Below are 26679 nucleotides of genomic sequence, written 5' to 3' on the forward strand. Positions count from 1 at the left end.
CAGATCGCCGCAGCGGTCAGACGGACACCTGCGACACGGACACGGGAAGGCCGGGATCGGTCGCCGCGCCCAGTTCCGACGGTGCCGCACCGCCGGCGATCAGATGCGCGCCGAGCGCCGCGATCATGACGCCGTTGTCCGTGCACAATTTCGGGCGGGGTACCCGCAGCGTCATACCCGCTGCCGCACACCGCTCTTCTGCGAGTTCACGCAGCCTGCTGTTCGCTGTCGCGCCGCCACCGAGCACGAGGGTATCGACGCCGAGGTCCTTCGCCGCCCGGACCGCCTTCATGGTGAGCACGTCGGCGACAGCCTCCTGGAACCCGGCGGCGACATCGGCGACCGGAACGGGTTCGCCCGCCCGCTGTTTCGCCTCGACGAAACGGGCCACGGCCGTCTTGAGTCCGGAGAACGAGAAATCGTGGCGGGCGTCGCGAGAGCCCGTCATGCCACGCGGGAACACCACCGCGGTGCGATCCCCTTCCCGCGCAAGACGATCGACCTCGGGTCCACCGGGATAACCGAGACCGAGCAACCGGGCGACCTTGTCGAACGCTTCTCCCGCGGCGTCGTCGACGGTGGTACCCAGTTCCACGATGGGCTTGCCGATGTCCTCGACGTGCAGCAGGTGCGTGTGCCCACCGGAGACGAGCAGCGCCACGCACGGCGGCATCGGACCGTGTTCGAGGGTGTCCACCGCGACGTGCCCGCCCAGATGGTTGATCGCGTAGAAGGGCACGTCCCACGCCGCCGCGTACGCCTTGGCGGCGGCAACGCCGACGAGCAGGGCACCGGCGAGGCCCGGCCCGATGGTCACGCACACCGCGTCGGGCTTGTCGATCCCGGCGGCGGCGAGAGCGCGTCGCATGGTCGGCACCATTGCTTCGAGGTGGGCTCTCGACGCGATCTCCGGCACGACGCCACCGAAGCGGGCGTGCTCGTCGACGCTCGAGGCGACTTCGTCGGCGAGAAGTTCGAGGGTGCCGTCACCGGTCCACCGCACGATGCCCACACCGGTCTCGTCGCACGAACTCTCGATACCCATCACGATGGGGTTCTTCGGCAGTGCGCTTCCCGTGGTCACGGTTGTCGCTCCTCTCGCGGATCCGGACGCTTCATCGTGTACGCGTCCGCGCCGCTCGGCTGGTAGTAATGCTTTCTGGTGCCCACGATCTCGAACCCCTCGCGCCGGTACAGCGCGATCGCGGCGTCGTTGTCGGTGCGCACTTCGAGGAAAACCGGGCCACCCCATCGGTCGGCGACCGCGAGCAGGTCCGCGAGCAGTGCCCCGCCGACCCCTTGCCTGCGAACAGAGGGATCCACACCGATCGTGTGCACCTCGGATTCGGGAAAGACGGCGGTACCCAGTCGCGCGAGTCCGGCATAACCCACCAGGTGGCCGTCCCCGTCCCGCGCCGCGACGTAATGGTTGTACGGCGACGCCATCGCGGACCGGAACGCGTCCGCACTCCACGGATCGTCACCCGGAAACAAGATCTTTTCGAGTTCTGCACAACGCTCGGCGTCCTCCGGCGTCAGTGCGTCGATCGTCGTGCGGGTCATGCTCGCCGGTCCGCTGTCTCCACCGCATCAGGTCGGCGCAGGTACAGCGGTACGAGCGGTTCGGGGGTCGCTCCGGCGCGGACGGCCTCGGCCGCCACCGCGACCAGACCGGCGGGCGACGGAGACTGCACATCCACCACCGGCACCTCGAACATCGCCGCATGCGGCGCCGAACCGGCGACCCGCACCGACGGTGCCGCGGTGATCTCGGCGGGTTTGCGAACTTCCGGCCCCTCGACGCGCTGATCCTGCTTGTACCGCGCCCAGTAGATCTCCCGACGACGTGCATCGGTGACGACGAGCAGGTCGCCGCCGTCGGCATCGCGACCGTCACTGCCGTCGAGTCGGCGCACATCGGCGGCGATCGCGTCGAGGGTGCACACCCCGTACACGGGAACACCGAGTGCGTCGCCGAAGGCTGCGGCCGTCACCATGCCCACGCGCAGGCCGGTGAACGGACCGGGCCCGACACCGACGACGATCGCATCGAGTTCCGCCGGCGTATGCCCAGCTTCGGCGAGGCATTCGAGAATCTGGGGAGTGAGCACTTCCGCGTGTGCGCGGGGATTGTCGGTGACACGCGCAGCGAGGGTTTCCGGCCACGCTCCGTCGCCGCCGAGACGGACGAGTCCGGAGGTCACGGCGGGGGTGGCGGTATCGACGGCGAGCACGAGCACGATGTACCAGCGTACCCGCCGTGCGGGCCGGTCATCCCACCCAGGTCCACTCCGCGCGGCGGACGTCACTGTCGGGATCTCGCCGCAGACGCACACGCAGGTGCCGGTCCGTGAGCTTCTCGACGAGACCCTCGCCCCACTCCACGACCACCACGGCGTCTGCCAGATCGGTGTCGAGATCGAGCGCATCGAGTTCGTCGAGGGCACCTGGTCCGTTGCCGAGACGGTACGCGTCGACGTGCACGAGACCGACCGGCGACCGGCCGTCGGCGGCGCCCGGGCGATGTTCGCGGGCGATGACGAAGGTCGGCGACGTCACACGTCCCTGGACCCCGAGTCCGGCTGCGATCCCGCGGGTCAGCGCGGTCTTGCCCGCTCCGAGCGGGCCGTCGAGAACCACGAGGTCCCCCGCGCGAAGGTCGGCGGCGAGCCGCCTCCCGAACGCTTCGGTGTCCTCCACGGTGTGCAGTTCGATGCTGTTCGACCCGGTGTCCCGGGCCTGGTCGTCAGACAATTGCGGTCCGCCTGGTCGATACGTCGTGCGCGAATCCGCGCTGGATGAGCCGGTCCACTGCCCGGTTGACGACTTCGGGGAATTCGAGTTGCACGAGGTGCCCTGCCCCGCGCACCCGCTTGAGCTCGACATCGGGCAACGCGGCGGCGAGATCCTCGGAACTTGCATACGGGATCACCATGTCCGCATCCCCGGAGAGCACCAAGGCCGGGACGGTGCCCAGTACAGGGAGAGCCGCCGACTCGTCGTGCAGTTCGAGCGTGCGCAGGAAGTTCACGATGGTGAGCACCGGCGTCTCGTCCAGCATCCGATCGGACAACCGGACCAGACGTGGGCTGACCACCGTCCCGTACGACGCGGCACGCAGGATCGGCGACACGATTGCACGGGCCATACCGCGTGCCTGCTGCACGAAGCCCGGCGCCGTGCGCGCCGCGTACCGGAACGCGTCGATGACCGGGTTGTCGAGGTTCCGCCCGATCCCGGTCTTGCTGAGACCGGCAGCGGTGGTGGCGAGCAGACCCACACCGACCACCCGCGACTCGAACAGTTCCGGTCGCTGCGCGGCCAGGGCGATGGCGGTCATGCCACCCATCGAATGCCCCACCACCACGACCGGGCCGGTCGGGGCCGTCACGTCGATGACCCGTCCGAGATCGCGGCCGAGCTGCGCGATGGTGCACGATTTCGACCCCGAGGCACCAGATTCACCGTGACCCCGCTGGTCGAAGAACACCATCCGCACGTCGCGGCCCCAGCGCTCGGCAATGTGCCGGTACTGCATGTGCCACGATTGCATTCGCAGGCAGTAACCGTGCACAAAGACGACGGTGAGCGGCGCGAACGGCGACCCGGACTCCCGGACGACCAGCGGAACGTCGTCCTCGGCGGTGATCACCTTCTTCGGCAACCGCAGGATCGCGTCGAAGTCCTCGTCCCCGTACAACTCGTGAGCGGGCATTCCCGCGGTGCGTACCGCGTAGAGCCCTGCCGACGACGCGAGTGTGGCCAGGCTCGATCCGAGCATGCCCATCCGGCCCAGGACCGTCATGGCTTCACGCTCCCTTCGCCTCCGACGTAGGTACGGACGGTGCGACCGCCGATACCGGTAACGATCTCGTAATTGATCGTGTCGAGCTTGTCGGCCCAATCCTGGGCACCCGGCTCGCCGTGCCGGCCGTCTCCGAAGAACAACGCCTCGTCACCTTCGTTTACTCCGGCGCCGTCCGGCCCGAGGTCGACGACGACCTGATCCATGCAGATCCGGCCGATCTGCGGGTGCCGCCGACCGCCGATCTGCACCTCGATCCGTCCGCTGAGATTGCGACGGATGCCGTCCGCATAGCCCATCGGCAGAAGTGCCAGCGTGGTGTCGCGCGGAGCGATCCAGCTGTGCCCGTACGACACACCCGACCCTGCCTCGACCTTCTTCACGAGAATCACCTTCGTCCGTACCGTCATCACCGGCCGGAACCCGAAGTCGCCGCGTTCCGGAATCGGTGTCAGACCGTACATCGCAATTCCGGGCCGAACCATATCGAATCGCAGGTCAGGGCGGGTGAGCGTGGCAGCGGAGTTCGCCAGGTGCACCACCTCGGGTGCCAACGACCGGCGCCGCAGATCCGCGACCGCCTCACTCAGACGATCACGCTGCTCACCGTTGACGCGATGCTCGGGTTCGTCCCCGTGCGCGAGATGGGAGAACACGCCGCGCAAGCGCACCGAGCCCTCGGCCTGGGCACGCGCAAGATCGTCGACGAACACGTCCCATTCGTCGCGGGCGACGCCGTTGCGGTTCAATCCGGTGTCGACCTTCACCGTGATCGTCGCCGTCATCGCGGCGGCCTGCGCCGCCGCGACGATCGACTCGAGGTGTCGCGGGGAGGAGACACCGAGTTCGACGTTCGCCGCGATCGCCGGCGCGAAATCCGCGTCCGAGGCGTGCAGCCACGACAGCACGGGCGCTTCGATCCCGGCGCGGCGCAGTTCGAGGGCTTCGTCGAGCGTGGTCACCCCGAGTTCGCGCGCTCCGGCGGCCAAGGCTGTGCGCGCGACCGGCACGGCCCCGTGGTTGTACGCGTCGGCCTTGACCACCGCCATGATCGCGGCGTCGCCGGCGAACTCCCGCAGGCGCCGGACGTTGTAGGTGACCGCATCCAGATCGATGAGCGCCTCCGCTTGCGGGCGGGCATTCCGGGCTGAAGGCACAGTGTGCTGGGTCGTGGTCACGTCTCTCGATCCTGCCACTGCCCGATTCTCCGTCGACGCCGTGGTCCTGCGCGTCGCGTCACGATTCGGGCATATAGGTACGAAGCAACCGCACTGCGTCGCGCAGTGCGGCCAAGATGGCGCTCGCCGATACCGGCGCCGCAGAAGCCTCCGGAAGAGCCTCACCGGACGTACCGCTGCGCGCGGCGAGGTTCGCGGCCAGCGCGTGTGCGCGAGCACCGGCGGCGGCCGCGAGGTCGACGGGCATCCCGGACGACAGCAGCGCCCCGATCGTGCCCGACAGCACGTCGCCTGCTCCTGCCGTCGACGCCCAGGACCCTCCCGCGTCGTTGACGAAGACATGGCCGTCGGGTCGTGCGATCAGCGTCGCGTGTCCTTTGAGCAGTACGTGGACACCCCACTCGGCGGCGAGGGTGCGCACCGCCGCGACCCGGTCCGGTTCGGGCCGAGATCCGGTGAGCCGAGCGAACTCTCCCGCGTGAGGAGTGAGCAGGGTCGGCGCCGCGCGTCCCCGAACCAGGTCCGGGTTTCGCGCGAGCACCGTGAGCCCGTCGGCGTCGACGAGAACCGGCAGATCGGTCGCCAGAACCGCGCGCAGCGTCTCGGCGGCATCGTCGCCGGTGCCGCCGCCCGGGCCGACCACCCACGCCTGGACGCGACCGGCGTCCGCGATCGAGGTCGCGGCGACGACCTCCGGCCGGTGGGCAAGCACCTCGGCCGACGCGGATCCCGCGTAGCGGACCATGCCGGAGGTCGCGGCGACCGCTGCTCCCGCGCACAGGACCGCAGCCCCGGGATACCTCGCGCTCCCCGCGGAGACACCCACCACGCCCTGGCTGTATTTGTCGTCGTCCGGGCCCGGCACCGGCCAGATCGCCCCCACCTCGGCGGGCTCCGCCGCGACGAGATCGGATTCGGGCAGTTCGAGACCGATGTCGACGAACTCGACACGGCCGCAACGGGGCGATGCGAGGGCGTGGACCGGTTTGAGGGCTCCGAATGCGACGGTGACGGCTGCGGTCACCGCGGGACCGTCCACGGCGCCGGTGTCGGGGTCGACGCCGCTCGGGGTGTCCACCGCGACGATCGGCGCGGTGATCGCGTCGACGATGTCGGCGGCGGCGGGACGCAGCGGGCCGCGACCGGAGATTCCGACGATCCCGTCGATCACCAGGTCGGGGTCACCGAGATGCTCGGGCCGGGCGGGCACGGCACGGCCCCCGGCCGACTTCAATGCGGCGAGACCCGCTGGGTGCGCGCGTTCCGGATCGAGCAGCAACGCCGTGACCGCGCATCCGCGGCGGCGCAGGAAGGTGCCCGCCCACAGGGCGTCCCCACCGTTGTCGCCGGATCCCACGAGCAGAACCACCCGCCGGCCCACGACACCCCCGGTGAGGGCACGCAACTCCCCGGCTACGACGGTGGCCAGCCCGTGCGCCGCGCGGCGCATCAGCGTGCCGTCGGGCAGCGAGGCGAGCAGCGGTGCCTCCGCGGCCCGCACGATCTCACACGGGTAGTAGCTGCGCATCGCCCCTCCTGGGAACCTCGTGCCGGTCCGCCACGCGGTCGGTTTACTCGACGGTCACGGATTTCGCGAGGTTGCGGGGCTTGTCGACGTCGTACCCGCGCGCCTGCGCGACTTCTGCCGCGAACACCTGCAACGGCACCGTCGACAACAACGGCTGCAACAGCGACGGCGCCGACGGGATCTCGACGAGATGATCGGCGAACGGGCGCACGGTCTCGTCGCCCTCCTCCGCGATCACCACGGTCAGGGCGCCGCGCGCCTGGATTTCGCGGATGTTGCTGAGCAACTTGCTGTGCAGCACCGCGCGGCCCTTCGGCGACGGCATGACCACGATGACCGGAAGGCCGTCCTCGATCAGCGCGATCGGGCCGTGCTTGAGCTCACCGGCCGCAAATCCCTCGGCGTGCATGTACGCCAGTTCCTTGAGCTTGAGAGCACCCTCGAGCGCGACCGGGTATCCGACATGGCGGCCCAGGAACAGCACCGCCGGCGAGTCCGACAGATCCCGCGCGAGCTGCCGGACAGCATCCATGCCCTCGAGGAGCTGAGCGATCTTGTCGGGCATCGCGGCGAGGTCTTCGTACTCGCGTGCCACTTCATCGGGGTACTTCGTGCCGCGGGCCTGCGCCAGCGCCAAGCCGACGAGGTAGTTGGCGGCCATCTGTGCGAGGAACGCCTTCGTCGACGCCACACCGATCTCGGGACCGGTACGGGTGTACAAGACCGCGTCCGCCTCGCGGGGGATCTGGGCACCGTTGGTGTTGCAGACCGCCAGGACGCGCGCCTTCTGGTCCTTGGCGTGCCGCACCGCTTCGAGGGTGTCGGCGGTCTCACCCGACTGGGACACCGCTACGACCAGTGTCGACCGGTCCAGGACCGGATCGCGATAACGGAACTCGGAGGCGAGTTCCACCTCTACCGGGAGCCGGGTCCAGTGTTCGATCGCATACTTGGCGACCAGACCGGAGTGGTACGAGCTACCGCACGCGACGACGAAGACCTTGTCGATGTCGCGCAGTTCCTGATCGGACAGTCGCTGCTCGTCGAGCACGATGCGGTTGTCGACGAAGTGGCCGCGCAAGGTGTCGGCCACCGCGTCGGGCTGCTCCTCGATCTCCTTGAGCATGAAGTAGTCGTGGCCGCCCTTCTCTGCGGCGGCGAGATCCCAGTCGATGACGAACGGCTGGGTGCGCACATTCGTGTTGCCGTCGAAGTCGGTGACCTCGTACGAATCGGCGGTGATGACGACGACCTGATCCTGGCCCAGTTCGACGGCGTCCCGCGTGAACTCGATGAATGCGGCGACGTCGGACGCGACGAACATCTCGCCGTCGCCCACGCCGACGACCAGCGGGGTCGAGCGCCGGGCGGCGACGATCGTGCCGGGATGGTCCGCATGGGTGAACACGAGGGTGAACGCGCCTTCGAGGCGGCGCAGCACGCTGCGGGCGCTTTCGACGAAGTTCCCCGCCGTCGGCCCTTCGGCGTAGGCGCGCGACACCAGGTGCACCGCGACTTCGGTGTCGGTGTCGCTGGCCAGTTCCACGCCGTCCTTCTCGAGTTCCTCGCGCAGCGGCGCGAAGTTCTCGATGATGCCGTTGTGCACGACCGCGACCTTGCCGGTCACGTCACGGTGGGGGTGCGCGTTGCGGTCGGTCGGACGGCCGTGGGTCGCCCACCGGGTGTGGCCCATCCCGGCGGTGCCGTCGAAGTGTTCCTCACCGATCTCGGCGAGTTCGGCCTCCAGGTTGGCCAGGCGTCCGGCCTTCCGCTCGACAGCCAGCCCGCCTCGCCCGTCGAGAATGGCGATTCCGGCCGAGTCGTAACCCCGGTACTCCATCCGCCGCAGCGCTTCGACTACGACGTCGAGAGCACGACGGTGCCCGACATACCCCACGATTCCGCACATGGTTAGCAGGGTACTGGTCGCGGCCGGAACGACTGCAACTCATCTGCAACTCGGTGGAACCCCGGCAACGCCTTGGACGCAGCGCGCGCGGACTCCGGACGACACGCACGTCCGGGGCACAGCGGGCCCGCCTCCGCCACGTATCCGCTAACGTTCTCGCCGTGGCGGCGAACCCGAAATCCCTGGCTAAGGAACTGTCCAAGCGCGGTCCGCACTCGGTGCTGCGCGGCGACCTGTCGCTCGCGGGACAACCCGGCGTGGTCTATACCCCCGCCGAGGGGTTCAATCTGCCGGCGGTGGCGTTCGGGCACGGCTGGCTCACCGGTGTAGGCAAGTACACAGCGTTGTTCGAGCATCTCGCGTCGTGGGGCTTCGTCGTCGGGGCGCCCAGCACCGAACGCGGGCCCGTCCCGTCCGCGGTCGGATTGTCCACCGATCTGCTCACCACACTCGACATCTGCCTCGGCGTGCGACTGGGCACGGGACGAATCAGTGTCCACCCGGACCGTCTGGCACTCGTCGGGCACGGTTTCGGTGCCGGTGCCGCCGTGCTGGCCGCCGCGCGCCGTGAGGTCGCTGCCGTGGCCTCGCTGTATCCGGCACCCACCTCGCCGCGCGCGTCCGACGCTGCGGCGCATGTCACCGCTCCCGGCCTCGTCCTCGTCGGCGACAAGAGCGTCGGTTCGATGACCAGCGATGCGGCAGCTGTGGCCGAATCGTGGGGCGGCGACGTGCAGCTGCGTGTCGTGGACAAGGCCGACGACAACGGTCTCGCACAAGGCCGGCGCATGATGGCTGCACTCGGTATCGGCGGGAACGAGCGGCACACGCAGCAGCGCACCCGGTATCTCCTCACCGGCTTCCTGCTCCACCGTCTGACCGGCGACAAGACCTATGCGGCCTTTTCCGATCCCACCAGTGAGCTTCCCGGCACCACGTCGCTCACCGATCCCGGTTCGATCGACCGGGAACTCGGCAGCCAGATCAATCAGCTCCTCGGACGCTGATCTCACGCGGTCGAGGTGTGTCACCGGCACCTCGGCGCCGGGTGTAGTCAGAGCGGTCCGGCCTCCGCGAGTACGGCCCCGCCATCGGTGGCCGCCCTTCCTTCGGCGGGCTCAGCCGGTTCGCCGGCCTGATCCGAGCCCGCTGCCACGGGTGTCTCGCGCGAGTTCGTCTTTTCGCGCCGGATTGAGCCAGGTGGGACCGTCGCCGGGGTGACACCGTTCTCCTTCGTCCCCGGCGCGTCGTTTTCCTCACCCGTCGGCTCGGCCCGCGTCGCCGCCGCATCGCCCGGATCGCTGATGCCGGCGTCCGGTCCGGCTTCGGGTGGCGGGCCGGCCGGGATGTCGACGGGCGGTGGGGCGGATGGAGTGCCGGACGCCGGTGCGTTCACCGGGTGTCGGTCCTCCGGGCCGGTGGGCGTCACTCCGCCCTCCTCCCGGGTGACCGGCGGTGCTTCCGGACCGGCTTCGGGCAGAACTGCGTCGGGTGTCGTCGGTTCGGGCAGTGTCTCGACGGCGGCGTCGAGCAGCGCCGTCGCGGCCTTCACGCCCGAGGTTGCGAGGTCGAGGACGGCACCGGCGAGTCCGGCGGCTGCACCGAGGAGGTCTGCTCCCGCCTGTACGGCGTCAGTGCCGGGGCCGGACGATGACCCGTTCCGTCCGGAACCGAGCGGAGCACCGGATGTCGGCAACCGGCCGTACCCCGAGGGCACCCCCGCTTCACCGGATCGTTCGATGAGGTCGAACAGTCTTGCAAGAGAGTCGAATTCGTTCATCACTACCCAGTCGGTGTCGTCACATGCCCGTAGAAAGGTGTCGACCGCAGTGCCGAGTGCCGGTGCGAATCTCTCGCTGAGCCACCGCGCGCAAGGCTCCGCTGTGCTCACCGGGTCGTCGCCGCCGGCGGAGTGAAACCACCGGGAGATTTGCCCGGGGGTGGGGCCTCCCGGTTCGCCGGCGGCCCCGGCGAGAATCATCGCGACCTCGTCGGAAGTACGTCCGTCGACAAGCTTCCCTTCGAAAAGTCCTACGATCCGCGCCTTCTCGGTCACTGCAGCGCCGACGTTCGCCGCCGCGACGGTGAGAGCATGCGACAGCTCCTGCACACCACTCTGCAACGCCCGTCCCCGGGCGACGACGGTGTCGAGGCGGGACCGGGCGGTGTCGGCGGCATCCCCTTCCCAGGCTCGGGGCAGGAACCGAACTTGCCCGTCCTGTTCGAGGATGGGACCGGCGAGAACAGTTGCGAGCCGGGTGAGGTCGGAGGCGTCGGCGACGAGCGTCGCGAGGTCGAGGTCGCGTTGTTCGTCGTATCTCTCCCGCAGTGATTCGACGGTCGTGGAGGTGGCGGCACCCCATCGATGCGCGCAGGGCAGGTACTCGGCGAAAAACGTCAGTCCACCGACACCCGCGTCGAGAATGCGTCCCGGATCGGGCGCCGGGGTCATTGCGGCCGGCGGTCGAGGTGTGTGAGGGCGTCGTTGCCGGAAAGCCGGTTCAGGTTCTGCGCGACGCCCGCGTCGCGCTCGGTGTACCGGTCCGACACCGACCGCAAGTCGTCCGCCTGCGCGTTCACGACCGTCACCCACTCGCCGAATGCGGTGCGTATGCGTCGATATCCTTCCTCGACCACGGCACCGCCCGTCCGGTAGCGCGCGCCGGCCGCACGAGGACCGAACTCCAGGTTCCCGAGAATGCGACGGCATTCGTGATCTGCGTCGTCCGCCGATCTCTCCAACCGGCCGGCGATCGCCGCGACGCCCTGTTCGTCGAACCGCACGCGATCCTGTGCTGCCATGCCCGCTCCGTTCCGCCCCAGGTTTGCGTCTCGGTTGTATTGGACGCAGCGACGCCCCCTCCGGTTCCCTCTTGTCGAGAAGAGGTGGGAAAGGGGGCGTCGGTGGATCGCACGCGGTCCCGACAGGGATCGGCAGCAAGCCGCTGCTGTCAGACGGCTGCTACGACATCGGCCAGGCGGTCGGCGAGTCTACGGGCATGGTTGTCGTCGGCGGCTTCGACCATGACGCGGACCAATTGCTCCGTGCCGGAAGGCCGCAGCAGCACGCGTCCTGTCTCACCGAGTTCGCGTTCGGCGTCGGCGACCGCATTTGCGACGGTGGGATCGCTCGCCACCGCGGCCTTGTCGCTCACCCGGACGTTGACGAGAACCTGCGGGAGAGTCGTCATCACCGCTGCCAGTTCGGCGAGGGAACGACCGGTCGACGACATCCGTTCCATCAGCCGCAGTCCGGTGAGCACCCCGTCGCCGGTGGTGCCGTGAGCGGGCAGCACGATGTGCCCGGACTGCTCACCACCGAGGCTGAAGCCACCGCGTCTCAGTTCCTCGAGCACATAGCGGTCCCCGACCCCGACCGTGCGCACCTCGATGCTCGCCTCCCGCATGGCGAGATGAAGTCCGAGGTTGCTCATCACGGTCGTGACGAGTGTGTTGTCGTGCAGTTCGCCTGCTTCGCTCATGCTCAGCGCCAGGATCGCCATGATGGCGTCGCCGTCGACGACCGCACCGGACGCGTCCACCGCGAGGCAACGGTCGGCATCTCCGTCGTGAGCGAGACCCAGATCCGCACCGTGTTCGAGCACGGCCTTCTGCAAGCCTTCGAGATGTGTCGAGCCACAATCGAGATTGATGTTGAGTCCGTCGGGCTCCGCACCGATCGCGATCACCGTCGCGCCGGCGGCCTCATAGGCTTCGGGACCGACGCGCGACGCCGCGCCGTGCGCACAGTCGACGACGACCGTCAGACCCGTGAGGGGATGATGCATGGTCGACACGAGGTGGGCAAGATAACGGTCGACGGCGTCTTCGGCGACGCGGACGCGTCCGATCCCTGCTCCGGTGGGGCGTGCCGGTGATCCGTTCTCGCCTTGGAGTACCGCTTCGATGCGGTCCTCGACCGAGTCCTCGAGCTTGTGCCCACCCGCCGCGAAGATCTTGATGCCGTTGTCCGGCATGGGATTGTGCGACGCGGAGATCATCACTCCGAGGTCGGCGCCGTAGGCGGCGGTGAGGTAGGCGACTGCGGGAGTGGGCTGCACACCCACCGACAGCACATCGACGCCGGCTGCGGTGAGCCCGGCGGTGACGGCGGCCTCGAGCATCTCACCGCTCGCACGTGGGTCCCGTCCGACCACAGCCACCGGCCGCTGCCCGGAATTTGCCGGCGCCAGCACGGCGGCGGCGCCCCCGGCCAGACGCAGTGCCAACTCGACCGTCAACTCGGCATTCGCCAAGCCTCGAACACCGTCGGTGCCGAACAACCGACCCATAGACACGCCCCTCAAATTTTCAGTGCGGTCACAACCGCGCACATCTCCCCGGTTCCGCAGCACGGTGTACCCGGCCCCGGAATCTGACGGAGGACAGAATGCACGAAAGCAGGCACCGGTAGCGAATCTCTACCGACGCCTGCTCTCGTGGTCGAACAAGTGCCGAGGCTGACGAGGTCAGCATCGGCGACACATCAGCGCTTGGAGTACTGAGATGCCTTACGGGCCTTCTTCAGGCCGTACTTCTTACGCTCGACGGCACGCGGGTCACGCGTGAGGAAGCCGGCGCGCTTGAGCGCGGGGCGATCCTCGGGAGTGACCTCGATGAGTGCACGTGCGATGGCGAGACGCAGCGCGCCGGCCTGGCCGGACGGGCCGCCACCATGCAGGCGAGCGTGGATGTCGAAGCCCTCGGCGCGCTCGACGGTCACCAGCGGCGACTTCACGAGCTGCTGGTGCACCTTGTTCGGGAAGTAATCCTCGATGGTGCGACCGTTGAGGACGAAGTTGCCGGAACCGGGCACGAGACGCACACGGACCACGGCCTCCTTACGGCGACCGACGGTCTGGATCGGACGGTCGAGCACGATCGGAGCAACAGGCTCCGCCACGACCTCTTCGGCCACGTACTCGTCTGCAGCGACCTCGACGTTGTCGGCGAACTCTTCGACGTTCGTCACGTTCTCGTTCTGTTCCTCGGGCGTCGTCACTGTGCCACCTGCTTGATCTCGAACGGCACCGGCTGCTGCGCGGCGTGGGGATGGTTCGGGCCCGCGTAGACCTTCAGCTTCTTGGCGATGGCGCGGCCGAGCTTGTTCTTCGGGAGCATGCCGGTGACGGCCTTCTCCACGAGACGATCGGGGTTCTTGTCGAGAACCTCGCCGACCGAACGACCCCGCAGACCACCCGGGTAGCCGGAGTGGTGGTAGAGGAACTTGTCGGTCCGCTTGTTGCCGGAGATGGCGACCTTGTCGGCGTTGATGATGACGACGAAATCACCGCCGTCCATGTGCGGAGCAAAAGTGGGCTTGTGCTTGCCGCGGAGCAGGCCTGCTGCCTGGACCGCGAGGCGGCCGAGGACCACGTCGGTGGCGTCGATGACGTGCCACTCGTGGGTCAGCTCGCTGGCCTTCGGTGTGTACGTAGACACAGAATTTCCTCGTCTATCGTTTCGCTGCTGGCCCGCATGCCACCGATGGTCCCACCCGGCGGCCAGTTGAGACCCGGGATGAGATGTTCGCCGTGCACAAGGCAACGACGACGGACGACACGCCGAGGATCAACGATACCGGTGCCGCGCCCGGTAGGTCAAAACACACCCGGACAGCACAACGTCCCGGCGGCCTCTCCACCACCGGGACGCTGTGCCCGTGGGCCCTCCCCTTCACCCACCGGACGCACCGGGTGTCACCCCGGAAAGCGAGCCTGATTCCGTCGTTCGGTCGCCATCATGTCGTCGTTTCCGCTCGACACGATCCGGCCGATGTCCTGCAGCACCTGGATGAGGCCGGCTTCGGCCCGGTTCCACCGCTGCTGCGTCGCGACGTAGTCGGCCTGAGCGTCACCACTCCACGTCGACACCAGCGGCGCTACCTGCGCTTCGATTCGATCGAGGGTGTCCCTGATCGCTTTCTCGCCCGAGACGAGACGCGAATGCAGATCTGCGACGCCCGCAAAGTTCTGGAAGATCTCGGTTCCACCATCGACTGCCACTGTTCGTGCTCCTTTGCTGGATTCAGGGTGCGGGACGGACCCGGGGTCAGAACGAACCGTGGAGAAGGGAACCGGCACCGGGATCGACGGCACCGAGCGCCCGCGCGTTCTCCTGTTCGGTCGCGTAGTACGAGCGACCGCTGGTCCGGACCGCTTCCGCCAGTTCGTCGAGCGCGGCGGTCAGGTTGGTGTTGTTGACGTTCCAGCGCTCCATGATTCCTGCGAACCTGGTCGCGGACACGCCCCGCCAGACCGACGGCGCGGACTGCACGACGTCGCCGAGCACTCGAAGAATTCCCACGAGTTCGTTACGAGAATCCTGAAGTTGCCCCGCGACCACCTCCATGGTCGCGACATCTGTGCTCAAGCCATTGTTGCCGGACCCTGCTCCGGCCGACGGTGCGGTCACGAGTGCTCCTTCGATTGTTCCGCGCACCGGCTGTCTCAGCCCCCCAGTCGGTCTGAGCCGGATGCGTTTACAGAAGGTTGGACGCCGCGACCGGCCGGACGGTTCCATTCCGTGCGGAATCGGTCGCGAATTGTTTTCAACCGGTCCGGATCGTGTGCACCGCCTGTTCGCATTCGCTCCGGATCCCCGCCCATTCGCCGCCGAGATATTGGCACCCCACCGCCGCCTGCAAGCCGGGAAAGACCACCACCGACCATCGCACCTCCGAGAACTCGTCGGGTACTTCGGTGTAAGCGATCACACTTCTGTCTGCAAATGTGGTGTCCGAGTCCAAGTTTCGTATCACCTGGCCGCGCTCGGCCGCTCGCGCGCCGAGGACAGCCGCTACCGCCCCCTCGTCCATTCCGCTCGCCAGGACGCTGTAGACGATGACGATCCGTCGATCACTACCCGACGAGGGGACCAACTCGGCGCGTCCCGACTCGGCGGTCTCCGGATTGCGCAGTCGCCAGGAACTCGGTAGATCGAGTTGCACCGGGCCGACGTCGAAGCGCGTCGCGCCACGCTCGCCGTGTTCGGTGCCGGGTGGCCCGTCTCCCTCCGGACTCCGGCCGACGGCGATCTCGGTGTCGAGGTCGGTGGCCGTTGCGCCCGGTCTCTCCGGCCGGCGAGATTCGGGTGCGCCGACCCACAAGAACAGCGCCGCGAGTACACCCGCGGTCGCCACTCCGACCAGCACTGTGCCGATCCGCCTGGTCCGAGCGTCCGGTGCGGGCCCCGACGGCCGGACCTCCTGCAACCACGGCACCGGTGAGGACACCTCTGCGCGGGAGGGGTTCTCAGGGAGTGGGCTCGCCATCGATCTCGTCATTTCGGCGGCGTCGACCGAAACCACCGGCGGGGTCCCGATCCCGTCGCCGCTCCGGTCCCACGCGGATACGGGCGCGGGTCCACCACCCGCGACGATCAGAACGAAGGTGCCGTCCTGATCGGCTGTCACCGCCGTGATCAACGACGCGACAGTCTGTTCTGCCGCGAGGTCTGGGACAGCGGCGAGATCCGCCACAGTGATGTCCGGGGCGCGAGCGACGCGGCCGATCTCCGGGCTGTCGTGTACCGGTCCCGGCACCACCGATGTGGCGGTGACACCACGCTCGCCGATCTCGAGTACGACGTACCCCTCGGCGCCCTCGTGCGGTGAGGCACGGCACGCCGCGATCGCCACCGGAACCAGCACCGCGTTCTGCGCGATCTGGCGAGCGGCGCTGTGCAACAGTCGGCGACGACGCTCGTTCCACCACGTCGGATGCACGACGACCGCGGTGTCCACCGTGGGCGGCGCACCGACCGCCGCGGCTGCGTACCGCACGAGGCCGGTCAGGAGGACGCCGGGATCGGGCACCTCCGCCGGCGACGAGGCCGTCCCACCGAGGTGGTCGACGGTCTCGACGACGTCGACCGGGTCCGGGGAGTCGCGGGCAGCGTCGCCGAACAACCATCCGACGCCGAGCCGGGCAGCGTCCGCCGGTATCGACTTGGACGTCTCTCCCCACCGCGCTTGGATTCGACCCGGCAGCACGGCCAGGACCAGCGTGTCGGACGGCGAAGTCACGGCAGCGGCGACCATGCGGTCTGTACGAGTGCCACACCGTTGCGCCGCACCAGCATTCCCCGCCCCGGCGGCATCGGCGCAGGACGCACCGCTCCTACGAGAGCACCTTCTTCGCGGTTGCCGCTCATCACCAGACCGGGGCTGGAAAGCTCGCGCAAGCGGGCGAGGACCGGCTCGAACAGTGCCCGGCCGGCTCCCCCGGCTCGGCGTGCGACCACGAGATGCAACCCGATGTCCTTGGCCTGTGGCAGATAGTCGAGCAGCGGGGTCAGTGGGTTCTGTCCGCTGGTCGCGACCATGTCGTAGTCGTCGACGATCACGAAGACCTCCGGCCCGGTCCACCACGAGCGGTCGCGCAACTGCTGCTGGGTGGTATCCGGTCCCGGGAGGCGACGCTCGAAGATGCCGGCGAGTTCCTGCGCCATCGCGGCCAGGACGCTCGCGGCCGGCGCGTAACCACCGAGGTGGTCTCCCTCGACCACGCCGAGCAGGGCGCGGCGGTAGTCGCCGACGATGATGCGTACCTGGTCTGCGGTGTTCGATTCCGTCAACCCGCGGCAGATCCCCCGCAGCAGTGCCGTCTTGCCGCAGCCGGAATCGCCGAACACCAGGAGGTGCGGACTGTCGGTGAAGTCCACGGCGGCCGGGGCGAGTTCGGCTTCGTCGATGCCGATCGGAATCGTGAGACGCACCGCGGCAGGCGCATCCGTGGTGCTCGGCCGTGGAAGCGCCGCGAGCACATCGGCGCGGTCGACGATTTCCGGCAGCATCCTGACCCGCGGCGCAGCACCTCTGGTGGCCCCCGCGATCGCCGCGACGGCTCCCGCCACACCGGCACCGAGGTCGGTAGTGTCCGAGAGCCCGTCCACTCGCGGCAGCGCCACCAGGATATGGAGCCCGTCGCGGTCGATTCCGCGACCCGGACGCCCCTCGGGCACCGTCGCCGCCTTCTTCCGCCCGTACTCCGAATCGGACGGGTCACCGAGGCGCAGTTCGAGTCGGGTACCGAACTGGTCGCGCATCGCCGGTCGGACGTCCCCCCACCGAGGAGCACTCAGCACCACATGTATTCCGTACGAAAGCCCCTGGGAAGCCAGGACACTCACGATCTGTTCGAGAGCCTCGAAATCGTTGCGGATGCTGGGCCACCCGTCGATCACGAGGAACACGTCGCCGAACGGGTCGATGGATGCGTCGAACGTGCCGTCCGCCCGACGCCGGCGCAATTCGGCCATGGACTCGATACCGAGTTCACCGAACAGTCGTTCGCGGCTCCGCAACAACGACACGAGTTCCGCGACAGTGCGCCGTACCCGGTCGGCATCGAGCCGGGTTGCCACCGATCCCACGTGCGGCAGAGCCGCCACACCCGCGAGCGCCCCGCCTCCGAAGTCGAGGCAGTAGAACTGCACCTGTTCGGCGGTGTGCGTGAGCGCCGTCGACAACACGAGTGTGCGCAACAGCGTCGATTTCCCCGACTGCGGACCGCCCACGACAACCACGTTGCCGGCCGCACCCGCCAAGTCCACGACCAGGGGATCACGACGTTGATCGAACGGGCGGTCGACGATTCCGACGGCAACCCGTAGCGAGGCCGCCCGAGGTTCCTCCCCCGTGAGCACCGAACGGGGGACCAGCACGTCGAGCGTCGGTGACCGGTCGAGCGGAGGCAACCATACTTCGTGCGCGGGCCTGCCGTGCCCGCGAATCCGATCGACGAGGAGCGCGAGAAGAGTGCGTCCATCCGTGGTGGGCGCGTCGTCCGGAACGACCGGCAGCGAAGGCGTGCGCCGAGCGGGATCGTCGGCCGGAACACCCCGGGCCGTGAACACGCGAGGGCGGGGCGCCGCGCCGGGACCGTGCACGGTGGGCCGCCGGGACGAGCCACCCGACACGTAAGGTCCCGACACGTATGCGGCTGCGAAGCGCACGATCTCGGCCGAATCCGACTTGAGGTAGCCCGCACCGGGGGCGGCGGGCAGGTGATACGCATCCGGGACACCGAGGACACTGCGTGATTCGTTCGCCGAGAACGTCTTCAGGCCGATGCGGTAGGACAGGTGGCTGTCCAGGCCACGGAGACGGCCTTCGTCGAGCCGCTGACTGGCCAGCAGAAGATGCATGTGCAACGACCGTCCGAGTCGTCCGATCGCGGCGAAAAGGTCGGCGAACTCCGGTTGCTGCGAGAGCAGTTCCGAGAACTCGTCGACGACGATGAACAGGGCCGGCAACGGTCCCAGGGGTGCTCCCGCCACGCGTGCCTTCTCGTAGTCGCCGACATTCGCGAAGTTCCCGGATGCGCGGAGCAACTCCTGCCTGCGGTTCATTTCGCCCTCGAGCGCGTCCTTCATGCGGTCGACCATCGCGAGTTCGTCGGCGAGATTGGTGATGATCGCCGCGACGTGCGGCAGACCTTCCAGTCCCAGAAATGTTGCGCCGCCCTTGAAATCGACGAGGACGAGATTGAGGTCGTCGGGTGAGTGCGTGGCGACCAGGCCCAGGACGAGTGTACGGAGCAATTCGGATTTTCCTGATCCCGTGGCTCCGATGCACAGACCGTGCGGACCCATACCGTTCTCCGCGGCTTCCTTCAGGTCGATCACCACCGGGGCGCCGTCGGAACCGACACCGATGGGGACCCGCAACCGGTCACGTCCGCGTCGCGGGACCCACGCGCGAGCGGGGTCGAAGCGTGCGACGTCGCCGACGCCCAGCAGGTCCTGCCACGTCGCCGGCGTTTCGTCGGAGTTGTCGCCGACAGAACTCCGAGCCACCACGCGGAACGGCGCCAGACGTCGCGCGACCATCTGGGCCCGGGGTGCGCTGACGGCGTCGGCGTCGGCGAACGACTCGACGTTCACGCCCGATCGCGCGCCGACACGACCGTCTTCCACCACGAGCTGGAGCCCGCGTGCAGCGGCGAGACGCGGCGCGAAACCCGACAGATCGAGGATCGTGAGCGAATCCAGGCCGTCGTCGAGCAGGCCGGACCCGGACCCCGAGACACCACCGTCGACGACGACGACGAGCTGGGGAACCCCTTCGACCGCGAGCGCGTTGCGGGTGAAATGCCCTCTTCCCGAAAGAAGCGGTGCGAGATCGGATTCCAGTTCGAGGATCGAGCCGAACACCATTCGCGCACTGCCCGCCCCATCGCGCGCCTCGGGGTGCTGCGCATGCGGGAGCCACTTGATCCATTCCCATTCCGCTGCTGTGTCCGGTCCGCACACGACGGCCACCCGGAGAACGTCCGGCCCGTGGAACGTGCACAACTGGGTTAGCATCGCGCGGGCCAGACACCGGGCGGATTCGCGGTCACCGTCGAGGACGACGGTCGCGAAGCCCCGCAGCGCGACGGCGGTGGGTAACGAGGGCACCGCCGAATGGGCGCGCACGAACCGCCGCAGCGACACCGCCGCGACCGGCTCGAGGTCCTCGAGCGGGCCGGTGTCCGGCGCGATCAGACGGGTGGCAAGACGCTGCTCGCCGCGGCCGACCCGCACGTGACAGAAGTCGGCGTCCCCGGTGCGCCGCTCCCACATCCGGGCGGTACCGGCGAGGGTCCACAGCAACGCGGGATCGGGGTGCACCCATTCCAGGGACGCTCGTTGCTCCCCGCTTGTTTCGGTCACTTCCCGCCGCACCTGATCGAGGTACCGGAGGTAGTCCTTGCGATCTTCGTCCACTTCGGAGGTCTTCGCTCCACCGCGTCCGCCGTTCGCGAGCATCCCGACCATCGACACGACCATCATGAGCGGGAAGATCATCGCGAGCGGACTCCGGGCAGCTCCCGAAGTGAACATCAGCGCCATCATTCCGACCATGGCCGCGACCATCACGAGGGGCAGCAATCGCACCAGGAGATTTCCCGGAGTGTTCCTCGGAATATCCGGCGGCGCTTGCAGACTCAGCTCGCCGCTGGGTGTGCGTGGGGCCTCCTGGCGCGTTCTGCGCACGAATCGCTCGGTACTCAACGTTCGCCACCCCCGGACAACACATCCCAACCGCCCCCCCCGACGGCCGACCCCCACGGTCCGGGGAAGGGTAGCGCACCGGCCGGACATTCGCGTGTCTCCGTGCGCCGGCCCGAAGACGGCTGCACGCGAGACACCGGGCCCGCCATGTCGTATGGTCTGCGTCGTCCCGGTCGGCGCGGCACATCCAGGGGGTAGCCGCACGCAGCCTCCGGCGACCCGAAACAAACGGGGGTACATCTGCTATGACGTCCGCGCACACGGGGTCCGGACATCACGGCGCTCTCGAAGCGCCGGATCTGTGCCGGATCACGGTGCTGGCGCAACACACCGAGGTCGATCTCGCGCTCCCACTGGGAGTTCCTGTGGCGCTGCTGCTTCCCGGAATCGTGGACCTCGTGGCATCGCATCGGAGCGAGAATCGGTTCGATGTCACGCCCGAGCGGGTGGACCCTGGAACGTGGACACTCGCCCGGATCGGCCATGCACCGCTTTCCGGCGCGCTGAGCCTCGACGAGCACACAGTGCGCGACGGGGAACTGCTCGTCCTGGCCGATGCCGGCGCCCCCGCCCCACCCCCACTGTTCGACGATGTCATGTACGCCGTCGCGGTGGCGGGCAAGGACAGATTCCGGCGATGGGGTGCGGCTCCCGCAGGGGTGCTCGCCACGGTTCTCGCGCCGGTCTCACTCGCCGTGGGCTGTTTTTCCCTGTTTCACCTGCCGGAGGGCCCGAGCCGAATCGCGGCCGGCGCGGCCGCGGCGGTGGTGAGTGTTGTTCTCCTGCTTGCGGCAACGATCGTCTCTCGCAGTCGACGCGACCCGAGGACGGCTCTGTTGCCGGCCCTCTGCGCGGTTCCGGCGACCTTTACCGCCGGGTCGCTGCTCGTGCCGGGCGAACTCGGGCCGCCTCACCTACTTCTCGGTGCAGTGGCGGTCGGCGCGGTCGCAGTCGCCGCATTGCGAGCGACCGGAGTCGGCGCCGCAACCTTCACGGGCGTTGCCGCATCTGCAGCCGGGGCGACCGTGGTACTCGTCCTCGCCACGACAACCGGTGTCGGTCTGCATGCGCTCGGCGCTGTCTCTGTGATGATCGCCTTGCTCCTCGCCGCCACCGCCCCACGGCTCGCAGCGGTACTGGCCAGGTTGCCTGTACCTCCGGTGCCGGTCCCCGGAACCTCGCTCGACCCGATCGCGCCCGATCCGGACAGCGCCGCTCCCCTCCCCGCCTTCGAGGAACTCGACGACCGGATCGCGCGCGCCCGCGCGCACCTGACCGGGCTGGTCTACGCCGTGGCCGTCATCGCCGCCGCCGGCGCGTGGTGCGCGGCGTTTCCGATGGCCGGAGTCCTGCCGTGGCCCGGTGTGACGCTGGCCGTCGTCACCGCTCTGGTGCTGATGTTCAGGGGGCGGTCGTACACATCGTCCAGTGAAGCCGTACCGCTGATCGTCGGTGGCGTAGCAACCCTGATGATCCTGATCGCCGGTGCGGTAGTGCTCACGGCGGGCACGCCCTGGCTCGTCGCCGGTGCGGCACTCGCCCTGTTCGCGGGGACGATCGTGTTCGGAGCGGTGACGCCACGTCGTCAGTTCACCCCTGTGCAGCGCAGGATTGCCGAGCTGACGGAATACACCCTGATCGCCACAGTCGTTCCACTCGCGTGCTGGGTGGCGGGCCTGTACTCCGCGGCGCGAGGTCTCTGACAGGATGCGACCACCCGCGCAGGCGGCAGTCGTCGTCATCGCAGCACTGATTGCCGGTGCCGGAACCCCCGCCGCCGCAGCACCTCCGGTGCCCGATCCCGCACTCCTGCCACCGGGAGGCGTGGCGGCGCCGCCGGACACGACGGAGCAACGGATCGTGTGCTCCGCTCCGAACGACGCTCCCGACGGCCCCCAGATTCCCGCTGTCCAACGGATCCTCGACTTCGCGTCCGTCTGGCCGCTCACGCGCGGTGCGGGACAAACCGTCGCAGTCATCGACACCGGTGTCCATCCGCATCCCCGACTGCCCGCCCTGAAAGCGGGCGGTGATTACGTGTCGACGGGCGACGGTACCGAAGACTGCGACGGACACGGCACACTCGTCGCGGGCCTGATCGCTGCCCGCCCGGTGGCCGGGTCCGGTTTCGCCGGTGGTGCACCCGACGTAGAACTGATCACCATTCGCCAGTCGAGCGGTCGCTACTCGGATCGGGCACACACAGAAGACGATGCCGCTCGTAACGGCACCGGTTACGGCGACGTCCGTACCCTCGCATTCGCTCTCCGGCGGGCCGTGGACCTGGGAGCGACGGTTGTGAACATCTCGGAAGTGGCGTGCCGGACGGTATCCGAGGGTCTGTTCGACGGGCCGTTGGGCGCCGCGGTCCAATACGCCACCGACGTCGAGGACGTTGTCGTGGTCGTGGCTGCGGGCAACTCGGATGCGTGCCGTGCCGGGAACCCCGGCTCGTCGGATCCCGCAGCTCCCGGCGCCGATCCGTGGGATTCGGTGATCACTCTGGCTTCACCTGCCTGGTACGACGACTACGTATTGACCGTCGGTGCGGTCGAACCGGACGGCACTCCCTCCGAGTACAGCCTGCCGGGTCCCTGGGTGGACGTCGCGGCACCCGGCAGCGGGCTGGTGTCGCTCAATCCCGGTTCCGCAGGCCTCGTGGATCACATTCCCGGACCGACTGGGCCCCAGCCGATTTCCGGTACGAGCTTCGCGGCGCCGCTGGTCGCCGCGACCGCGGCGCTCGTGCGTGCCCGGCATCCCCACCTGACCGCACGGGAGGTGATGGCCCGGATCGAGGCAACCGCCCACTCTCCCGCCGAGGGCTGGAACCCTCGGGTCGGGCACGGGGTGGTGGATCCGCACGCTGCTGTCACCGCTCCCCTGTCACCCGGTCACCTACGCCCGGACGATCGAACTCCTGTCGAGCCTCGCCCACTCGCCGCACCCGCGCCCACCCCTTCGCCGGACGACCGCCCGCGCGACATCGCACTGATCGCCGCCGCCGTATGCATCGCGCTGGCCGCCGTCGTGCTGCTGTCCGTGCCGCGCCGTCGCCCCGAGGGACGATCTTGAGCGATCAGCCTCCCGCCCGGACCGGCACGGCCCCGGTATCGGCGGTCACACCGTCGTGTGCGAGCAGTGCCTCGGCTCTGCCGAGTGCCGGTCCGGGAGCGAGCAACTGGACCATTTGCCAGGGAGCACGCACCGGCTCCGCGGAAAACCCAAGAGATGCAGCGGATTCGCGGTCGACGATGCCGTAGCGGACACCCGTGTCGGCGACGTAGAACAGTGCGCCGGTCCGGTCGCTGCCGGCCGTGACAGCCGTCGTCGTGGTGAGGATTCCCCGACCCGGCGGAATGTAGACGGCATCGGCGTTCGGCCCTGCGCCGTCCGCCTGCGCGGGCACCACGGGAACGGCATCGTCGGCGAGTGGAAGTGCGGTGCCCGCCGACAACTGGAGCGCCGAGCGGTCCCGGTCGGCATCGGATACCGGGTCCCAGGTCAGGCACGCCACGGGCGAGTCGATCGACTCCACGATCTCGGGAACCACGGCGGGGAAGGTGCTCACCGCAAGCTCGTTCACGGCGGGCACATCCTTGAGGACATCCGGGGGCACCACCGGAATCTCCGCCGCGCCGTGTGAATCCGACGCATGGAGTATCTGGGCGGTCGCACGCGAAACCTCCTGGACGCCGTCGCGCAACACAAGGTGGAAACTCTGCCCGTCGGGTTCGGTCAGCGCCACAACGGATCCGACCGGCAACCCGCGCACCGGCACGTTCGGTGCGCTGCCCGCCCCGGGCACGGGAGGTGCGGTCAATGCGGGCACTTCCGGAATCGACGCCAGCAGGCCCGGACTCACCGGACGGGCACGGGTCGTCTCGATTCCCAGTACCCGGGTCAGAGCACGATCTTCCGGGTCGATCTCCGCGCGAACACCGTTGTACACCAGGTAGAAACGGCCGTCGAACGAGATGAGCAACGCCTGGCCGTCGTGAAGTGCCGCATTTCGGCGCCGGTCGGGGGTGCCTACGACCACGGTCGTGGTCACAGCGTTCGTGCCGTCGAATTCGACGGTGTCGCAGGCGGTCCACGGCAGATCGTCCGACGTGTGTGTCAACGACGACGGTGCACCCGGGATCCCCACGAGGGCGCCACGGGGACGCTCCGCGAGTTGCTCGTCCGCCACGACCACCGGCTCGACGGGCGAGCCGAGCACAAGCCGCGCGGAGGCGAGATTGAGGACCGGATGGAACGTGCCGTCGATCGCGACGTACAGGGCGCCGGAGTCACGTCCGACCACCACGGACGCATCCCCGATCCTGTCCTGGGGACGGAACAGTGCCAGCGCCGCGCAACCGGCGAGACCGAGGCACGCCACCACCGTTCCCACGACCATCGCGCGCGATTGGGAACGCATGGGATCGCTGATCATCCGTACGTCGCGTCGCACCAACGCGTGTTCCATCCGGCGCATGAGAAATCTGTATCCGCTGACCTGCCATCGCGTGGTCGGTTGCGCTGCCATGTATCTCCCCCCGGTACGGCACGCTCTCTGCCGCAACACAGTACAGTTCCGCGGGGATGTCCGGCGTTGCTGCAGGGGGCGCAGCCGGACAGGATCGGGGGAGACATGGATGTGGCTGCAAGGCGGGGGCGTTCCCGGGGCGTCATCCGGTTGGTGGTGGCGCAGGTGTCCGCCGCGATCGTCTGGGCCGGTGTTCAGGGTGTGACGACTTCGGCGTGGGTGCCGTTGACAGCGGCGGTGCTCGTCGCGCTGACCGTGTCGGTTCCGGTCCGCGGAGTCGATGCGGTCGGTCTCGCCGGCGCACTGATTCGCTACCGGTTCGGACGACCCGCGTCCGCAGCGGTCGTGCGGGACTTCCCGCAACCGTCCGGGCAGCCGATCGGGCTGAGCTGGGACGCGCCGTACGTGACAGCGGTGATCGAAGTGGTGCCGCCGCCGGGACAGGTCACGCGGGCGGGGCGCGAGGTCGTGGACACCGACGTCGGCTTGCCGCTCGACGCGATCGCGTCGTGCCTGCGCCGGCACGACGTGGTGCTCGACGGGATCGACGTGGTCGTGCACGGGTGGCGCGTACGCGATGCGACTCCGGCGGGCCAGGTCTATGCTCACCTGCTCGGTCCGCTTCCCGTCGCGGCAGAGCGCACCGTCTGGTTGGCAGTGCGCCTGAATACGGCCACATGTCGTGAGGCAATCGCCCGGCGCGGCGGCGGAACGGAAGGTGCGGCGCACACCGTCGGTGCCGCGGCTCGGCGGGTCGTACGAGTGCTTGTCGACGCAGGTTGTGCCGGAAGACTTCTCACGGCTTCCGAGATCGAGTTCGCCTCCGGTCGGGTCGCGCACGGTGTCTCGCCGGCCGAGTTCCGACGGCATCCGCATCATGTCCCGGTCCCGATGGGGTTCAACGTCGGCGGGCATTTCGACGCCCGTAGATTCGATCGCGCAGCGGCCACCTCCGTATGGACGTACCCCGCCCTGGCGTCGACCCTCGTGGTCCGGCTGCGGCCCGGCGATCGTGGTGCTGTCCGTGTCGGGGGATCGGCGCGGTTCACCGTGCGCTCAGCGTCCGTTCCGGCGCTCGACGGACTCCGCTGCCCGTACGGAGCCGACCGCCAAGCGCTGACCGCTGCCCTGCCGGTGGCGGTCCCCCGGCTCGAACATGTGGTGCCGCTGCGAGACACCCGACCCGGTGAGTTCGAGGATCTGGCACTGCCGTCCGGGGGCTGTGGTCAGCTCGTCGGCTCGGACGATGCCGGTCGTGCCGTCACCGTGCGCCTCTTCGGGCCCGGGGTGCGGTCGGTGCACGTGGCGGGAGAGTTGTATCTGGCGAAGCAGATCGTGTTCAGGGCGGTGGCTGTCGGAGCACGGGTTCTCCTTTACACCGACAGGGTCGGTGCGTGGCGTTCGCTGCTCGACAGCGCGGCAGGACCGGATCGGCTACGTGTCGCGGGTGACTACACCGACGACGGTTCGTTCGACACCGTGGTGTACGACGGTGTCCGGCCGACGACGGTTCCCCCGCACGTCAGCGCGATTCACATCCACATGCAACCGGACGGCTTGCCTGCAGAACGCCCGACCGTGTCGGTTCTCCAGCCGGAAGCGTCGGGTGATCGGATTCTCCTGACCGCCGGTACGGTCCGCGTCGATCTCACACTGGTGACGATCGCGGCCGAGACCACCCACATCGGCCGGCCCCGGATTCAGGAACCCGTACCGGCGTCTTGACCG

The 26679-nt window shown here is 68.7% G+C and carries 22 protein-coding genes; 4 read left to right on the forward strand and 18 right to left on the reverse strand.

All coding sequences use genetic code 11. The features are described from left to right. Positions 1-16 precede the first annotated feature (16 nt). The 8 genes from tsaD to glmS are packed head-to-tail and all read right to left on the reverse strand — an operon-like array spanning position 17 to position 8420. Positions 17-1045, reverse strand: coding sequence for a tRNA (adenosine(37)-N6)-threonylcarbamoyltransferase complex transferase subunit TsaD (gene tsaD / locus RDCOP1_RS08110; RefSeq protein WP_072699695.1), 1029 nt, complete (start codon positions 1043-1045; stop codon positions 17-19). Positions 1046-1080: 35 nt separating this feature from the next. Further along, the gene (gene rimI, locus RDCOP1_RS08115; protein ID WP_072699561.1) at positions 1081-1563 is read right to left on the reverse strand and encodes a ribosomal protein S18-alanine N-acetyltransferase; all 483 of its coding nucleotides are present in this window, start codon (positions 1561-1563) and stop codon (positions 1081-1083) included. Continuing rightward, a complete protein-coding gene (gene tsaB / locus RDCOP1_RS08120; RefSeq protein ID WP_072699562.1) occupies positions 1560-2240 on the reverse strand; it encodes a tRNA (adenosine(37)-N6)-threonylcarbamoyltransferase complex dimerization subunit type 1 TsaB in 681 nt (226 codons plus the stop codon). The genes rimI and tsaB overlap by 4 nt, the downstream gene beginning before the upstream one ends. 31 nt (positions 2241-2271) lie before the next feature. After that, on the reverse strand, positions 2272-2754 hold the full coding sequence (gene tsaE, locus RDCOP1_RS08125) for a tRNA (adenosine(37)-N6)-threonylcarbamoyltransferase complex ATPase subunit type 1 TsaE (protein WP_072699563.1): 483 nt from the start codon (positions 2752-2754) through the stop codon (positions 2272-2274). Further along, complete coding sequence (locus RDCOP1_RS08130) at positions 2747-3805, reverse strand: alpha/beta fold hydrolase (protein WP_072699564.1); 1059 nt, start codon at positions 3803-3805, stop codon at positions 2747-2749. Before RDCOP1_RS08130 ends, tsaE begins: the two co-directional genes overlap by 8 nt. Beyond that, on the reverse strand, positions 3802-4983 hold the full coding sequence (alr, locus tag RDCOP1_RS08135; protein ID WP_072699565.1) for an alanine racemase: 1182 nt from the start codon (positions 4981-4983) through the stop codon (positions 3802-3804). The genes RDCOP1_RS08130 and alr overlap by 4 nt, the downstream gene beginning before the upstream one ends. Positions 4984-5041: 58 nt before the next feature. Beyond that, a complete protein-coding gene (locus tag RDCOP1_RS08140) occupies positions 5042-6511 on the reverse strand; it encodes a bifunctional ADP-dependent NAD(P)H-hydrate dehydratase/NAD(P)H-hydrate epimerase (protein WP_072699566.1) in 1470 nt (489 codons plus the stop codon). A gap of 43 nt (positions 6512-6554) precedes the next feature. Then, a complete protein-coding gene (gene glmS, locus RDCOP1_RS08145; RefSeq protein WP_072699567.1) occupies positions 6555-8420 on the reverse strand; it encodes a glutamine--fructose-6-phosphate transaminase (isomerizing) in 1866 nt (621 codons plus the stop codon). Between the two features lie 161 nt (positions 8421-8581). Between glmS and RDCOP1_RS08150 the strand changes: the two genes are divergently transcribed. After that, on the forward strand, positions 8582-9427 hold the full coding sequence (locus RDCOP1_RS08150) for a poly(ethylene terephthalate) hydrolase family protein (RefSeq protein WP_072699568.1): 846 nt from the start codon (positions 8582-8584) through the stop codon (positions 9425-9427). 47 nt (positions 9428-9474) lie between these two features. Here the strand turns inward: RDCOP1_RS08150 and RDCOP1_RS08155 are convergent, their stop codons facing one another. The 9 genes from RDCOP1_RS08155 to eccCa form a co-directional block, all read right to left on the reverse strand. Beyond that, positions 9475-10872, reverse strand: coding sequence for a hypothetical protein (locus RDCOP1_RS08155; protein WP_072699569.1), 1398 nt, complete (start codon positions 10870-10872; stop codon positions 9475-9477). Then, positions 10869-11222 (reverse strand): hypothetical protein, encoded by a 354-nt coding sequence (locus RDCOP1_RS08160; protein ID WP_072699570.1) that lies wholly within the window; start codon positions 11220-11222, stop codon positions 10869-10871. Before RDCOP1_RS08160 ends, RDCOP1_RS08155 begins: the two co-directional genes overlap by 4 nt. A gap of 149 nt (positions 11223-11371) precedes the next feature. Continuing rightward, positions 11372-12712, reverse strand: coding sequence for a phosphoglucosamine mutase (gene glmM / locus RDCOP1_RS08165; protein ID WP_072699571.1), 1341 nt, complete (start codon positions 12710-12712; stop codon positions 11372-11374). 194 nt (positions 12713-12906) lie between these two features. Continuing rightward, positions 12907-13422 (reverse strand): 30S ribosomal protein S9, encoded by a 516-nt coding sequence (gene rpsI / locus RDCOP1_RS08170; protein ID WP_072699572.1) that lies wholly within the window; start codon positions 13420-13422, stop codon positions 12907-12909. Then, positions 13419-13862 (reverse strand): 50S ribosomal protein L13, encoded by a 444-nt coding sequence (gene rplM / locus RDCOP1_RS08175; protein ID WP_072699573.1) that lies wholly within the window; start codon positions 13860-13862, stop codon positions 13419-13421. The genes rpsI and rplM overlap by 4 nt, the downstream gene beginning before the upstream one ends. Before the next feature lie 257 nt (positions 13863-14119). Next, on the reverse strand, positions 14120-14425 hold the full coding sequence (locus RDCOP1_RS08180; protein ID WP_084722494.1) for a WXG100 family type VII secretion target: 306 nt from the start codon (positions 14423-14425) through the stop codon (positions 14120-14122). A 46-nt stretch (positions 14426-14471) separates the two neighbouring features. Next, positions 14472-14834 (reverse strand): WXG100 family type VII secretion target, encoded by a 363-nt coding sequence (locus RDCOP1_RS21160; protein ID WP_231922907.1) that lies wholly within the window; start codon positions 14832-14834, stop codon positions 14472-14474. 136 nt (positions 14835-14970) lie between these two features. Further along, positions 14971-16446: a type VII secretion-associated protein gene (locus tag RDCOP1_RS08190; protein ID WP_169848851.1), complete on the reverse strand. Its 1476-nt coding sequence runs from the start codon at positions 16444-16446 to the stop codon at positions 14971-14973. Continuing rightward, positions 16443-20420, reverse strand: coding sequence for a type VII secretion protein EccCa (gene eccCa / locus RDCOP1_RS08195; RefSeq protein WP_072699575.1), 3978 nt, complete (start codon positions 20418-20420; stop codon positions 16443-16445). Before eccCa ends, RDCOP1_RS08190 begins: the two co-directional genes overlap by 4 nt. A 245-nt stretch (positions 20421-20665) precedes the next feature. Here eccCa and eccD point away from each other — a divergent pair, with 245 nt between their 5' ends. Next, a complete protein-coding gene (eccD, locus tag RDCOP1_RS08200; RefSeq protein ID WP_072699576.1) occupies positions 20666-22123 on the forward strand; it encodes a type VII secretion integral membrane protein EccD in 1458 nt (485 codons plus the stop codon). 4 nt (positions 22124-22127) lie between these two features. Beyond that, positions 22128-23495: a type VII secretion-associated serine protease mycosin gene (gene mycP / locus RDCOP1_RS08205; RefSeq protein WP_072699577.1), complete on the forward strand. Its 1368-nt coding sequence runs from the start codon at positions 22128-22130 to the stop codon at positions 23493-23495. Positions 23496-23499: 4 nt separating this feature from the next. Here mycP and eccB read toward each other — a convergent pair whose 3' ends face one another. Then, positions 23500-24951 carry a type VII secretion protein EccB gene (eccB, locus tag RDCOP1_RS08210; RefSeq protein ID WP_072699578.1) on the reverse strand — a complete coding sequence of 484 codons (1452 nt, stop codon included), beginning with the start codon at positions 24949-24951 and terminating at the stop codon, positions 23500-23502. A 105-nt stretch (positions 24952-25056) separates the two neighbouring features. On the opposite strand from eccB, the gene eccE reads away from it, so the two are divergent. Continuing rightward, positions 25057-26676: a type VII secretion protein EccE gene (gene eccE, locus RDCOP1_RS08215; protein WP_072699579.1), complete on the forward strand. Its 1620-nt coding sequence runs from the start codon at positions 25057-25059 to the stop codon at positions 26674-26676. Positions 26677-26679 lie beyond the last annotated feature (3 nt).

Source organism: Rhodococcus coprophilus NBRC 100603 (assembly GCF_001895045.1).
Taxonomy (GTDB): domain Bacteria; phylum Actinomycetota; class Actinomycetes; order Mycobacteriales; family Mycobacteriaceae; genus Rhodococcus; species Rhodococcus coprophilus.